We start from the raw sequence: 14,292 nt of genomic DNA, 5'->3' as shown, positions 1-14,292 counted from the left end.
CTGGACACACTCACGCACTCACATTTCCTTTATTTTATTGGGTTTTTGTAACACCCGGTAACGTCCGATCACGGGATGTAACGGGGTTTAGTTTTTCTCATATTCAGTGATACCCCACAATACGGATGCTCTCAACATTCTGCAAAATGTTGGGGAATTCTAATTGATCGTAGAGGGTATAAATTATGACTTATGTCAGCGAGGCAAAAGAAGTTTTTGAGAAAGAAATTGCAGCGCTTAAGTTAGTCAAAGATCAACTCGGTGATGAGTTCGATCTGTTAATAGAGATGATTTTGCAAAGTGAGGGCCGCGTTATCTTAACCGGAGTAGGCAAATCCGGTCTCATCTCCAGGAAGATTTCGGCCACTCTTTCAAGTTTAGGTACTCCCTCATACTTTCTCCATCCAACTGAAGCTGTGCATGGGGATCTTGGACTCATCAGGAAAGAAGATCTTGTAATCGCGGTCAGCAACAGCGGAGAAACGGATGAGTTGCTGCAAATCATTCCTTCTATTAAAAATATCGGTGCTAAATTAATTGCCGTAACCGGAAAGCAACATTCTTCGATCGCCGTTTATTCGGATTTGAATATCGTTTTGCAGATTCCCGAAGAAGCTTGTTATTATAATCTCGCACCAACTTCTAGCACAACGGTTTCACTCGTGTTCGGAGACGCGCTGGCGATCGTTCTTTCTAAAACGATCGGATTCAACAAGGATCATTTCGCCCTTTTTCATCCAAAAGGCACTTTGGGGAAGAGATTGCTATTAAAAGTCGAGGATCTCATGTATAAAGGCGATGACGTTCCCATCATCCACCTTCACACCGATTTCCGTGAAGTGATTTTTGAAATGAACTCCAAATCCTTGAAAATGGTGAATGTTGTCGATAACGAAGGCAGGCTGCTGGGGATCATAACGGATGGCGATGTTCGAAGAAGTCTTTATAAATCGGATATTATCAGCGACATCCGTGTTTCCGACATCTATCAAAAAAATCCGGTTGTCGCACTTGAACATGAACTTGCCGTAGAGGCCATGAAAAAAATGATTCGAGAGCAGCTTCCTTTTTCTTTTCTCCCTGTCGTAGATCATAAGGGGTATTTAAAAGGGGTCATTACATTTATCGACATAGCAAAAAAAGGAATCAATGTTTAGGAGGTGTCTTACAGTGGCTGAAAACAAGGATTTTCACGTCTTTGAGGAATTCTTTGGAGGTCCGAATAAAGGTTTAACTTTCATCGGGGGGCCATGCGTTATTGAAAGTGAAAAACTCGTCATGGACACTGCAAAGAAATTAAAAAGCATAACCGAACGATTGAATATTCATTATATTTTCAAATCATCCTTCGACAAAGCGAACCGCAGTTCCATTAATTCTTTTCGGGGACTTGGTCTTGAAGAAGGGATCAAAGTTTTACGAAAAGTTAAGGAGACCTATCAAGTTCCCATATTAACGGATGTACACGAGACTTGGCAGTGCGATTTGGTTGCTGAAGTGGCTGACGTATTGCAAATTCCGGCATTTCTATGCAGACAAACGGATTTATTATTGGCGGCTGCAAGAACCGGTAAAACGATTAATGTAAAAAAAGGCCAATTTTTATCGCCGTGGGACATGAAAAACGTAATCCAAAAGCTTGAAGAAGTGGACCATAAATACATCTTATTGACTGAAAGGGGAACCACTTTCGGTTACAATAACTTAGTCGTGGATATGCGATCTCTGATCGAGATGCGAAAATTGGGATATCCGATTGTGTTTGATGCAACCCATTCCGTGCAAAGACCAGGTGGGATGGGGCATGCTACTGGCGGCGACCGAGAATACATCCCTTATTTAATGAATGCTGCCGTTGCAGTCGGAGTTGACGCCATCTTCGCAGAAACCCACCCGGATCCGGATCGAGCGTTGTCTGATGGGCCCAATATGATACCGTTGCACGAACTTGAATCGATAATAAATGACGCATTGCAGATCAACGACTTAATAAAAAAAAAAACGGTAATTCGTACAGGAGATTAACTCGTGAACGTTTAGACTCTTTGGGACAGAAGCTTAAACAATGCAAATGGATATTTTGCGATGTTGACGGAGTGTTGACGGACGGCAAAATGATTTATTCAGAAAACGGGGATGAAATCAAGCAATTTCATGTCCGGGACGGCATTGCTGCTAGCTTAATTAGAGAGAAGGGATTTAGACTCGGTATTATGAGCGCCGGCAATGCCGAGCAGGCGATTACGAAAAGATTTACCCGTCTAGGATTTGAATATATAAGTGTGAAAAATCGTTTGAAGGAAGAACGTTTCCAGGAATTTTTGGATGAATTTAATGTAATAGCTTCAGAAGTTGCTTACATCGGTGATGATATTAATGATATTAAGATCATGAAGCGCTGCGGAGTAGCCATTTGTCCTTCTGATGCTCATCACTCCGTTATTGAATTCGCAGATTGGGTTCTCAAAAGCAAGGGTGGGGAAGGATGCCTTCGCGAAGTCTCGGACCACTTGAATCAGCTCAAAAGCTAAGCGGCTAGAAAGAAGGTTTTCGCCTTGAGAGTATTATTCTACGTGGATCCACTAATTGAAATGGAAAGACCCTTTTTTAAAGAGGGATGGCTCAAAGGGATTTGCAGGTACATCACGGAGACCTTAGATGATTTCCAATTTACTTTTGTACTTAATGAACCACTATCCTTTTCGTTAAGTCCACGTCATAACGTGAGCAAGATTATTATTTCTCAAAAAGAAATGCTTTTCAATATGAAATACAATTCAAAAATGCTTTCAGATTCCTGGCACACAGGTCAGTACAGTGAAGAACAACTTACGGATTACCTCGATCTAATGACGAGTAAGCTCAAGGCTAATTCGACGCCTGAATTGATTTTTACATTTTCTCCGGTTCCATTTCTCAGAAAAATGTATCCGGATTCTCTTGTTTTGCATATCGAATACAGCATCTTCTCAAGAAAACCATTCCCTGAATCTTGGTATTTCGACCCTATTGGAATGAACGGCGGGGCTTATCTCGAGTCATATTGGGATGAAATCAAACCAATGATTTCGATGTCCAATGACCTTCGGGAAGAATTGCTTGGAGCAAAAGCCGCCATCCAGCGATTGCTTCTTGCAAAGTCGCCTTTTAGACATTTCATTTCTTCATACAAGAAGCGGTTTGATCGTTTAGTTTTATTGCCTTTACAATTTAGTGGATATTATTTATTTGACAGCATATGCGACTATCAAAGCCAATTCGAATATCTAACAGATGTGCTTGAAAAAGTTCCAAGAAACATCGGGGTAGTTGTTACCACTCACCCTGAATATAAGGGTCTAACGGATGAAGTGCTTGCTTATGTACAAGAAAAATATCCGCATTTTATATATGACAAGCAATTTGAAGATTATTACGCCTCGTCCCAATATTTAATGGGTGAAGTAGATGGCGTAATTACGGTTTCCTCGAGCATTGGATTGCAAACATTGTTTTGGGATAATAAATTAATCAGCATCGGGAAAGGATTCTTGTCTTTCATGGCGGATGGAACTGATTTGGATCATGTTCAATTCGTTCTTAATGAACCCGTTGATAATAAAGACGAATTGCTGTATTGGATCATGACAAGATACGCTGTTCCTAAAGCATACATTTGCAATGCAAATTGGATGCGCAATTTTTTGGAAAACTCTATTAAAAATTTCAAGAAAAACGTTAATTTGATGGACTTTTATTTCCCGATTGACGATGAAAAAAAACTGCTTTCAAATTTGTCGCTAGCATTGATCACGGATATCCCTCACTTTACAACCGACTTTCCCAATGAGAATTTGAATCGACGGTTTACTCCTGCAAAAGCTTCTGTCATGGAATGTTATTTGGACTATGGTTCGGGTTTCCAAGAAGAAGACTGTATTCGAAAAAAAGTACTTTTTGGACAACAAAGTGTAACTATTCCTGTAGGAAGTAAGGGTGTTCGTAATATTAGAATTGACCCACTCAATGGATGCGGAGTTGTTGGAATCAATCGAATTTGCCTATATACGGAAAATAGGGATGAATTTTATGAGCTGCAGATTGCAAGTTCCAACGCTGAGTATAACATCGGTAACCTGTTTTGCTTTCTGAATGAGGACCCCCAGTTATACTTGGAAAGAACTTGGGGTGATGCGAAAATCAAGGAACTTGAAATTGATTACTGGTATTTGGATATTAACATATATAACTTGGAAGTTGTTAAAGGGATCATTAATCAAGAAAAGTCCATTATCAAAGAAATTAAAGCCCAGTTAACAAGAAGTGAATCCGAATTAACCCGGATGGTAATAGAATCGAGAGATCTCCAAAAAGCATATGACGTTCAAGAAGCGAACAATCTTGATCTCAAACGACAAAACAATCAACTAAGCCAAGCTAACAGTCATTTAGAGAAAGTCAACTCCGAACTCAAAAACAGCGTTCTAAACTTAGAGAAAGCCAATTCCGAACTCAAAAAGAGCGTTTTAGACTTAGGGAAAGTCAACTCCGGACTCAATTACAGGAATGAAGAGCTGGAGCAGATCAACGAGATTACTATGATTAGAATACAAGCCTTTGAAAGTAAATTAATAGAAATGGAAAATACCGTCTCCTGGAAGTTAACTCGTCCGTTGAGGGAGCTGTACAAGCTGTTAAAAAATTTGGTGGACCGATAGGTAGAAAAATACAGTTGTAAATCGTTTATGGGGACTCGAATATACAGGTTTTTTTGCCAATGGGGGGGCTGAAACGAATCGACGTAAAGGATGTCACGAAGGAATTTAGTTGGCTATCCAAGACATTAGGGACAATGAATTGTCGATTGATTTGTTAAGCTAATAGGTTGGGAGCGCTGCTAATGAGGAACTACAAAAATGTTTCGAAAAATTTTCTTCGATATATATACCTTCGACTGCCAGTTTCAGATTCTCGTAGAATCAAAATGAAGAATCTCTTCTTCAAATCATTTCGTATTGTTCTCAGAAATACAAAAACGTACCATATATGGTTAAATTCGTTTTCGTTTGGCGATCAGCAAGTGTTGAGCAATGAGGTGCAAGCGTTAGAATTCACTTCGATGGACAAAAGGGACCGCTATCTACAAAATTTGTTTTTTTGGTCAAATAATAAATCTCCGGAGTATGTTCCCTATTCTAACGAATCGATTAATAGAGAAGATACGATTGTAAAATTAATCGCTTTTTATTTACCTCAATTTCACCCAATCCCAGAAAATGATCAATGGTGGGGAAAAGGCTTTACCGAATGGACGAATGTAACGAAAGCCGTTCCTCAGTTTGTTGGCCATTATCAACCACGTTTGCCAGATGAACTTGGTTTTTATGATCTTAGGTTCATCAATGTCATGAAACGTCAAGCAGAGCTTGCCAGACAGTATGGAGTTTACGGATTCTGCTTTTATCATTACTGGTTTAGCGGAAAACGTCTATTGGAGCGGCCTGTTGATCAGCTGCTTGAACATCCAGAGATTGATTTGCCTTTTTGTCTCTGTTGGGCTAATGAAAATTGGTCTAGAAGATGGGATGGGGAAGAGCATGATATCTTAATGGAGCAGAAATATTCGGATGAGGATGATAATAACTTTATTAAAGATCTGAGCCGATACTTAAAGGACAAACGATACATTAAAATAAATGAAAAGCCTGTTGTTCTGGTCTACAGGCCAGGTCTATTTCCAAACTTCAAAAAAACAGCGGGTCGGTGGAGAGAATTTTGCAGGATGGAAGGAATCGGGGAGATTCATCTGCTCGGTGTTTCTTGGGGGATCACTAACCCAGATGACTTCGGCCTAGATGGTTTGGTAGAATTTCCTCCCCATTCCATGCATGAATATGGTTGTGAAATGATCAATGACAAGGTTGATATTGTAAATCCTGACTTCAAAGGATTGATTTTTGATTATAAGAAATACGTTGAACATGAAAATTACCTATTTGATACGGACTACAAGTTGTATAAAGGTGTAGCTCCTAGTTGGGATAATACTGCCAGGAAATCAAATAATGGAACGATTTATCATGGCGCCTCCCCTTCGCTTTATAAAAATTGGCTCAAGAGCGTGATAAGACATACAAATAGCACCTTTAATGACGACAAGGTTGTATTTATTAATGCCTGGAACGAGTGGGCTGAGGGAGCATATTTAGAGCCGGATCGTAAATACGGATATGCCTATTTGCAATCGACTAAAGAAGCACTTGAAGAAACCAGCAAAGAGATTGAGAGGAATTTGATCTATGTCTCTCACAATGCTCATTTTAATGGTGCACAGTTACTGGCCTTAAACATGATTGATGTGTTCAGCCAACAGTTTGGATATTCAGTTGAAATAATTTTGGAAGAGGGCGGTGTTCTATTAGAAGAATACAGAAAGCTGGGGAACGTTACTCTTTTATCCGACGGGGGCGATTCCAAAGAACTCGCCGTTTTCCTCGCCAAACTATATAAGAAAAACTATCGAATCGCAATAACCAACACCGTTATCGCCGGAATTGTAGTTCCCCATCTGGCGAAATGTGGGTTCAAAATCCTGTCACTGATCCATGAATTGCCTGGTGTAATAGGACAATATAAAGCAGAAGAACGGGCAAGAAATATTTCCGAATATTCGAATACAGTGGTTTTTCCTTCCCGGTATGTATTAGATAAATATGTTTCATTATTTCCTATCGATCATAAGAAGCAGGTCGTTCTACCTCAAGGTCTGTATAAGGCAAATAAATATAAGGGGCAAGAGTGGAAGGCACGGACAGAACTACGAAAAACACTGGGTTTTTCTCCAGAAACTCCAATTATAGTAGGAGTGGGTTATGCCGATAGAAGGAAAGGAATTGACTTATTCTGCGAGGTAGCATTTCTTCTAAGGAGAATAATGTCCGATGTCCGCTTTGTCTGGATTGGCAGCCGGGATCCGTACATGATCGATGAAATCCAAGATGATAGGAAAAAATCCGTAATCTTTATTGATCCTACCCATGAAGTTGATCTATATTACGCGGGTGCAGACCTGTATTTGTTAACTTCAAGAGAAGATCCGTTCCCTTCGGTAGTTTTGGAATCATTGAATGTAGGTGTGCCTGTTGTTGGATTTAGAGACGCCGGGGGATTTAGCGACATTGTTAACGATACGACAGGGCGTCTCGTTGAGTACTCAAATTCAGAACTTATGGTATCAGCGATTATTGAGCTTCTTGAGAGTGCCGAGTTGAGAAGAGTTCAAGGGAAGAATGGTTGTCAACTTATCGAAAATAAATACTATTTCCGAAATTACCTCTATCAATTATTGGATATGGCCGGCCACTCATACAAGAAAGTTAGCGTCATCGTTCCCAATTACAATTATGCAAAGTATTTGCCGAAAAGATTGGAAACTATTATTTCCCAGACCTATCCGATATACGAGTTGATCATATTGGATGATTGTTCTACTGACGAAAGCCGTAATATAATAGAAACTTACCCTTTTGATTCAAGGCTCAGGATCAAGAAGATTTTCAATGATAAGAATTCAGGTTCAGTTTTCCGTCAATGGGCAAAAGGGATATCGAATGCAGAAGGAGAGATCATTTGGATCGCAGAAGCTGATGATTTATCCTCGCCGCACTTCCTAGAAGAAGTAATTGCTGGATTTAATAGAGACCCGGAAGTGGTAATAGGTTATGCGCAGTCCTATCAAATGGATGAATCCGGACAAATATTGTGCGACAATTATTTGGATTATACTTCGGACATAGACTCGAAAAAATGGAAGAGTTCTTACATCGAAGACGGCATAACAGAAATAGCCAAAGGAATGTCTGTTAAGAATACGATACCGAACGTATCCGGAGCGATCTTCAAAAAGCCAGATATCAACGAAATCCTTCAGGAATTAACTCAATTTAAGATTGCAGGTGACTGGTTTTTCTATATAAAGATGCTGCAAAAAGGGAAAATTTATTTCAATCATAAGTCGTTAAACTATCACCGGAGACATACGAATAGTGTAACCAAAAGCGAGAAAAACACCTTGCATTACGAAGAAATTGTACACATTCAGGATAGGATTCAAAAAATAATCGATGTTGACAGCGCCGTTCAAAAAAAGGTTATCAATTATAGAGAATATGTCAAAGACTATCTAGGTATTAAATGATCATTAAAAAGTCCAATAAGGGGAACGGATTGTATATATGACTTGCTATGAAAATCCGCTAATCACTATATTACTTTCCACTTATAATGGACAGAATTATTTAAGGCCATTTTTAGACTCCTTGTTGGAACAGACATTTCGGGATTTCTTAATTATTGTGAGAGATGATGGTTCTACAGACAATACTTTGTCGATTCTCCAAGAATACACTTCGAAATTCAAAAATTTAATCCTTCTAGAAGAAGGCAGTAATGTAGGTGCTGCTCGAAGTTTCGGCTACTTGCTTGAGTTCGGTCTTACACAGACAAAATCTAATTATTTCATGTTTGCAGATCAAGACGATGTTTGGATGAAGGATAAAATCGAGAAGACATACCAAAAAATGCAGGATGTTGAACTTCAACGAAAGTCGCAACAACCTATCCTCGTTCATACCGATTTAATGGTAACCGGCAGAGATTTAAATTTAATTTCATCGTCATTTTGGAAGCAACAGAAATTGCGACCGACTAATGTTCAAGTGAATAAATTATTAATTCAGAACGTGATTACAGGCTGTACCATGATGATTAATAGAAGATTAGCAGAGAAATGTTCTCCCTTTCCTAAAAAGGTTATTATGCATGATTGGTGGATCGGGCTTGTTGCGAGTTGCGTTGGAGAGATCGTGCATCTGCAATCTGCTACGATTTTGTACAGATTGCATGATAACAACCATATTGGGGCGAGAAAACTAACATTATTTAATGCAACAATGAAACTGTTCTCAGATTATTCATTAGAGCCTTATATTTGCCAATGTAATGAACTTTATAGGAAGTTAGATTCTGATTTAACTCCATCTCAGAGATTAATGCTAATTAACTTTGCTCAGTTGAACGAGGTAAATTACATGAAAAGAGTTCAAATCGTTTTCAAGTGGAAATTTTTTAAGTCAGGATTTTTCCGAAATATTGCGCATCTAATCAAAATGTAAGATTTTATTTGCCGGAATTAGGAAGGCTATTGTTATTATCTGGCGAATTTTATACTATTCGTTGAATTGCAGAATCATCCGTCTAGGTAGGAGAAGAAGATCATAGGGGTACCGGGGAAACGGACTTTTTATTTAGACGCACTACAGGAGTGCGCTTTCATTTCGGGAATGGAACTAATGTAGAAGTGCATCCAAAAGATAACAATATGTAGGAGTGGATTCAATGAAAGGAATTATACTTGCCGGAGGAACGGGTTCCCGGCTTTATCCATTAACTAAAGTTACCAACAAGCATCTTCTGCCCGTGGGCAAATACCCTATGATCTTTCATGCTATCGCTAAATTGAAGGAATCCGATATATCGGATATTTTGGTCGTCACTGGCAAAGATCACATGGGAGATGTCGTAAACCTGCTAGGCAGCGGGCAAGAGTTAGGAGTTTCCTTTACTTATAAGGTTCAGGACGAAGCGGGCGGAATCGCCCAAGCTCTAGGTTTGGCGGAACATTTCGTCGGAAATGACTCCTTGGTCGTGATTCTAGGTGACAACGTGTTCGAGGATTCCATCGCTCCTTATGTGAACAACTTCCGACAACAAAGCTCCGGTGCAAAGATATTGATTCAGGAAGTTCCCGATCCTAATCGTTACGGTGTACCTGAGCTCCAAGGGGATCGAATAATCTCTATCGAAGAGAAACCTTCTCGACCGAAGAGTCAATACGCGGTGACGGGAATATATATGTACGATGCCGAAGTTTTCAATGTTATTCGTACGCTAAAACCGTCGGCACGGGGAGAACTCGAAATTACCGATGTAAATAATGCCTACATTCGTGAGGGCACATTGACGTATGATATTCTGCAAGGTTGGTGGACGGATGCAGGTACTTACGGTTCATTGATGAGAGCAAACGAGCTTGCCAAGGAAGTCAGGTTCGGAGAAGAATTCGGTAAATTAAAATTATAGGAGATACCTCGATGAAAGTAACGGATGGCAGACTTTCAGAAGTCAAATTGATCGTGCCCGCAGTCTTCCAAGATCACCGCGGTTTTTTTATGGAAACCTATAATCTTGAACGTTTCTCCGAGCATGGCATTACGATGACATTCGTTCAGGATAATCACTCCTTATCCACCGAGCCTGGTGTCCTTAGGGGTCTCCATTATCAGCTTAACCCAGCCGCGCAAACCAAGCTGGTCCGGGTGACTGCGGGTGCCATATTCGATGTAGTCGTGGATATCCGGAAAGGCTCCCCAACGTTTGGGCAATGGGAAGGTTTTGAATTGTCCGCCGAAAACAAGCATCAATTGCTGGTGCCCCGCGGGTTTGCCCATGGGTTCTGCACACTGAGGCCTAATACTGAAGTTCAGTATAAGGTAGACGCGCTCTATTCTCTCGCGCATGACAGGGGGGTCGCATGGGACGATCCGGCAATCGGTATTACATGGCCGGTAGATCATCCGATTCTATCGGAGAAAGATACCCGTCATCCCATGTTGGCCGATGCTGAAATAAACTTCACATTCGAGGGTGAACCAGGTTGAAAATGCTTATTACCGGCGGAGCCGGATTTATCGGAAGCAACTTCGTCCACTATATGAGACGGGAATATCCGGCATATGAAATCGTCAACATCGATCTGCTAACCTATGCTGGAAATCCGGATAACTTGGAAGGAGTCGCCGGTCCCGGCTACCGTTTCGTTCAGGCAGACATCGCGGATCGAGCGGCGATGGAGCTTCTTTTTCAACAAGGCGTAGACACGGTGGTGAACTTTGCTGCCGAATCTCATGTGGACCGCAGCATTCTCCAACCGGATATTTTCGTAAGAAGCAACATTCAAGGGACTCAGACGCTCTTGGACTTAGCGAAACAGTACAAGGTAAGCAAATTTGTTCAGATCTCCACAGACGAAGTGTACGGCACCCTCGGCCATGACGGGCTCTTCACGGAAGAGACCCCGCTCGCACCGAACAGCCCTTACTCGGCAAGCAAAGCTGGAGCGGATTTGCTCGTTCGCGCGTACTACGAAACGTACGGACTCCCCGTCAACATCACCCGTTGCTCCAACAACTACGGTCCGTACCAGTTCCCGGAGAAGCTGATTCCCCTGATGATCCGCAACGCGCTGGCCGGAAAGCCGCTGCCTGTCTACGGTGACGGGCTGAACGTGCGGGATTGGCTTTATGTGGAAGACCATTGCAGCGCCATCGATTTGGTGATTCACCGAGGCCGGGATGGGGAAGTTTATAACATCGGAGGCCGCAACGAACGCACGAACCTGCAGGTCGTTCGCACGATTCTCCAAGCGCTAGATCGTCCGGAGTCGCTGATCACCTATGTCGAGGATCGGCTCGGCCACGATCGTCGGTACGCCATCGATGCGTCCAAAATCCGGCGGGAGCTCGGATGGAATCCGAAACACGATTACGAGAGCGGCATCCGCGCCACGATACAATGGTACTTGGACAATCAGGTTTGGCTGGAGCGGATCGAGACGGGAGCGTATCGGCAGAATGGCTGAACGTCTAACGATTCTCGTAACGGGAGCGGGTGGACAGTTGGGTCAGGAGCTGGTTCGGCTGCGGAAGCCGGGCTTGTGCCTAATCGGACTGGACCGCCAGGGTTTGGATATTACGGACGCTCAGGCATGCTTGCAGGCTGTGCAGGAGCATCGGCCGAATGCCGTCATCCACGCAGCGGCCTACACGAAGGTCGACCAAGCGGAAGCGGACCCGGAAACCGCCTATCGTGTGAATGTAGACGGAACCCGAAACATGGCCGCGGCTGCCGAGATCGCCGGGGCGAAATTTTGCTTTGTCAGCACGGATTACGTGTTTGATGGGCGTGGAACTCGCCCCTATGACGAGCATGACCCCACCGGTGCGCAAACCGTTTACGGCCGAACCAAGCTGGAGGGAGAACGCGCTGCGCTCGAGGCATGCAGCCGGACGTTCCTTGTTCGTACCTCGTGGGTCTATGGGGCATACGGCGCGAATTTTGTGCATACGATGCTTAATTTGGCCGAATCCCGACGGTCGCTCCGCGTCGTGAACGATCAGACCGGAAGTCCGACGTACACGCTGGATTTGGCAGTATTTTTGCTCGATCTCGTCCAAACCGACAAATTCGGCATTTATCATGCCTCGAACAGCGGATCCTGTACATGGTATCAGTTTGCCCAGGCGATCTTCGAAGAATCCGGCATCCAGGTCGAATTGCTTCCCTGTACGACCGAAGAATTTCCGCGTCCGGCACCGAGACCAGCTTATTCCGTCCTTGGCCATGATGCCATGATCAGAGCAGGATTCGCCCCGCTTAGACATTGGCGAGAGGCGCTGAGGGATTTTTTGGCGAATCGAGATTAGTACATTCTTCCCTGCCCACCATAAACTCATACGCTTGGCCGAGTCGGCTGCGCACATACTAACCCCGTCATCAATCAAGGAGGTGCAAAGAAAACCATGCCGAACAGCAGGAACCGCAAATTGGTGCCGGAATGCGACAAAGCGATCCAGCAATGGAAGTATGAACTTGCCGGGGAGCTTGGGATCGCAGGGTTTTCCTCCAGCGGATTCGAGTCCGAAATGGCGGGCGAATTGGGCAGTATAGGCGGCGCGTCAACAGGAAGCGAATACTGGGGAAATATCACGGCCCGGGAAGCAGGAACCATCGGCGGTAATATTACGAAAAGGTTGGTGCAACTGGCGGAACAGCAAGCGCAGCAGACGATCCTGTAAAGCCGCGCTGCACTAGGTTCTCCCGTCCATTGACACCCCTCGACAAATCCGTTATCATTATGAATCGAAGGTTTGTCTAACAACCTTTTCCAAGCGGAAAAGGTTCATTTTTTTCTATGGAGGTTGAAGACATTGTCGATCAAAGGACGGCATCTCTTCACATCCGAATCGGTCACGGAAGGCCATCCGGATAAAATTTGCGACCAGATCTCCGACGCGGTACTCGACGCGTTTCTTGAAGTAGACCCGTACGCGCGCGTTGCGTGCGAAGTTTCCGTTGCCACCGGTCTCGTACTCGTTATCGGCGAAATCAGCAGCAAGGCGGATTACGTGGACATTCCGGCCATCGTCCGCCGCACGATCAAGGAAATTGGCTACACTCGCGCGAAATACGGCTTTGACAGCAGCACGTGCGCCGTTCTGACGTCGCTCAACGAGCAATCTCCGGACATCGCGCAAGGCGTGAACGCAGCCCTGGAGAGCCGCGACGGCGTCAACGTCCGCGAGGAGAACGCCGACATCGGAGCTGGCGACCAAGGCCTCATGTTCGGTTTCGCGACGAACGAAACCCCGGAATTCATGCCTCTTCCGATCGCGCTTGCGCATCGTCTGTCCCGCCGCCTGGCGGAAGTGCGCAAGAACGGTACGCTCGACTACCTGCGCCCGGACGGCAAAACGCAGGTTACGATCCAGTACGAGGACGGCAAGCCGGTCGGCGTGGAAACGATCGTTATCTCCACGCAGCACAGCGAAGAGGTGACCTCGGAGCAGATCGACCGCGACATCCGCGAGCACGTTATCAAGCCGGTCGTTCCGTCGGAATGGCTGAACCCGGATACGAAGTACTTCATCAACCCGACGGGCCGTTTCGTTATCGGCGGACCGCAAGGGGATGCCGGCCTCACCGGCCGCAAAATCATCGTCGACACGTACGGCGGATATGCCCGTCATGGCGGCGGTGCGTTCTCCGGCAAGGATCCGACGAAGGTTGACCGTTCCGCCGCTTACGCGGCACGCTACGTGGCCAAGAACATCGTGGCTGCAGGCCTTGCCGACAAGTGCGAAATCCAGTTGGCTTATGCCATCGGCGTAGCTCGCCCGGTATCGATCAACGTGGACACGTACGGCACTGGCAAAGTGAGCGAAGAGAAGCTCGTCGAGCTGATCAACAACAACTTCGACCTCCGTCCGGCCGGCATCATCAAGATGCTCGATTTGCGCCGGCCGATTTACGCGCAGACCGCGGCTTACGGACATTTCGGACGCACCGATCTGGACCTCCCTTGGGAGCGTCTGGATAAGGTTGACGCTTTGAAGCAACAGGCTATGGCATAACAATCAAACGAACGTATGATCCAACGGCTTCCGCAAACGCGGGAGCCTTTTTCATCTATATGGA

General features: G+C 44.3%; 12 protein-coding genes. All 12 read left to right on the top strand.

Going from position 1 to position 14,292, the window contains the following annotated elements; translation table 11 throughout:
• Positions 1-185: 185 nt before the first annotated feature.
• The 12 genes from GE107_RS21050 to metK all read left to right on the top strand — a co-directional run bounded on the left by GE107_RS21050 (position 186) and on the right by metK (position 14,228).
• The gene (locus GE107_RS21050) at positions 186-1,157 is read left to right on the top strand and encodes a KpsF/GutQ family sugar-phosphate isomerase (RefSeq protein WP_219642483.1); all 972 of its coding nucleotides are present in this window, start codon (positions 186-188) and stop codon (positions 1,155-1,157) included.
• A 13-nt stretch (positions 1,158-1,170) separates the two neighbouring features.
• Positions 1,171-2,025, top strand: a complete 855-nt coding sequence (gene kdsA / locus GE107_RS21045) for a 3-deoxy-8-phosphooctulonate synthase (protein ID WP_370636484.1) — start codon at positions 1,171-1,173, stop codon at positions 2,023-2,025.
• 20 nt (positions 2,026-2,045) lie between these two features.
• On the top strand, positions 2,046-2,531 hold the full coding sequence (locus GE107_RS21040) for a KdsC family phosphatase (RefSeq protein ID WP_255570712.1): 486 nt from the start codon (positions 2,046-2,048) through the stop codon (positions 2,529-2,531).
• Between the two features lie 42 nt (positions 2,532-2,573).
• Positions 2,574-4,697: a capsular polysaccharide export protein, LipB/KpsS family gene (locus tag GE107_RS21035; RefSeq protein ID WP_219642473.1), complete on the top strand. Its 2,124-nt coding sequence runs from the start codon at positions 2,574-2,576 to the stop codon at positions 4,695-4,697.
• A 182-nt stretch (positions 4,698-4,879) separates the two neighbouring features.
• The gene (locus GE107_RS21030; protein ID WP_219642470.1) at positions 4,880-8,176 is read left to right on the top strand and encodes a glycoside hydrolase family 99-like domain-containing protein; all 3,297 of its coding nucleotides are present in this window, start codon (positions 4,880-4,882) and stop codon (positions 8,174-8,176) included.
• Positions 8,177-8,213: 37 nt separating this feature from the next.
• On the top strand, positions 8,214-9,152 hold the full coding sequence (locus GE107_RS21025; protein ID WP_219642462.1) for a glycosyltransferase family 2 protein: 939 nt from the start codon (positions 8,214-8,216) through the stop codon (positions 9,150-9,152).
• 223 nt (positions 9,153-9,375) lie between these two features.
• Positions 9,376-10,119 (top strand): sugar phosphate nucleotidyltransferase, encoded by a 744-nt coding sequence (locus GE107_RS21020; protein WP_219642459.1) that lies wholly within the window; start codon positions 9,376-9,378, stop codon positions 10,117-10,119.
• An 11-nt stretch (positions 10,120-10,130) separates the two neighbouring features.
• Positions 10,131-10,697 carry a dTDP-4-dehydrorhamnose 3,5-epimerase gene (gene rfbC / locus GE107_RS21015; protein ID WP_219642457.1) on the top strand — a complete coding sequence of 189 codons (567 nt, stop codon included), beginning with the start codon at positions 10,131-10,133 and terminating at the stop codon, positions 10,695-10,697.
• Complete coding sequence (gene rfbB / locus GE107_RS21010) at positions 10,694-11,677, top strand: dTDP-glucose 4,6-dehydratase (protein WP_219642454.1); 984 nt, start codon at positions 10,694-10,696, stop codon at positions 11,675-11,677. Before rfbC ends, rfbB begins: the two co-directional genes overlap by 4 nt.
• Entirely contained in the window at positions 11,670-12,521 is an 852-nt protein-coding gene (gene rfbD / locus GE107_RS21005; RefSeq protein WP_219642451.1) for a dTDP-4-dehydrorhamnose reductase, read from the top strand. Before rfbB ends, rfbD begins: the two co-directional genes overlap by 8 nt.
• 96 nt (positions 12,522-12,617) lie before the next feature.
• Positions 12,618-12,893: an alpha/beta-type small acid-soluble spore protein gene (locus GE107_RS21000; protein WP_219642448.1), complete on the top strand. Its 276-nt coding sequence runs from the start codon at positions 12,618-12,620 to the stop codon at positions 12,891-12,893.
• Between the two features lie 132 nt (positions 12,894-13,025).
• Positions 13,026-14,228 carry a methionine adenosyltransferase gene (metK, locus tag GE107_RS20995; RefSeq protein ID WP_219642445.1) on the top strand — a complete coding sequence of 401 codons (1,203 nt, stop codon included), beginning with the start codon at positions 13,026-13,028 and terminating at the stop codon, positions 14,226-14,228.
• Positions 14,229-14,292: the final 64 nt, after the last annotated feature.

It is taken from the genome of Cohnella sp. CFH 77786, from assembly GCF_019400745.1.
In the GTDB taxonomy this organism is placed as follows: Bacteria; Bacillota; Bacilli; order Paenibacillales; family Paenibacillaceae; genus Cohnella.
The sequence above is the reverse complement of the archived record's forward strand: the minus strand, read 5'-3'. Positions and strand labels throughout refer to the sequence as shown.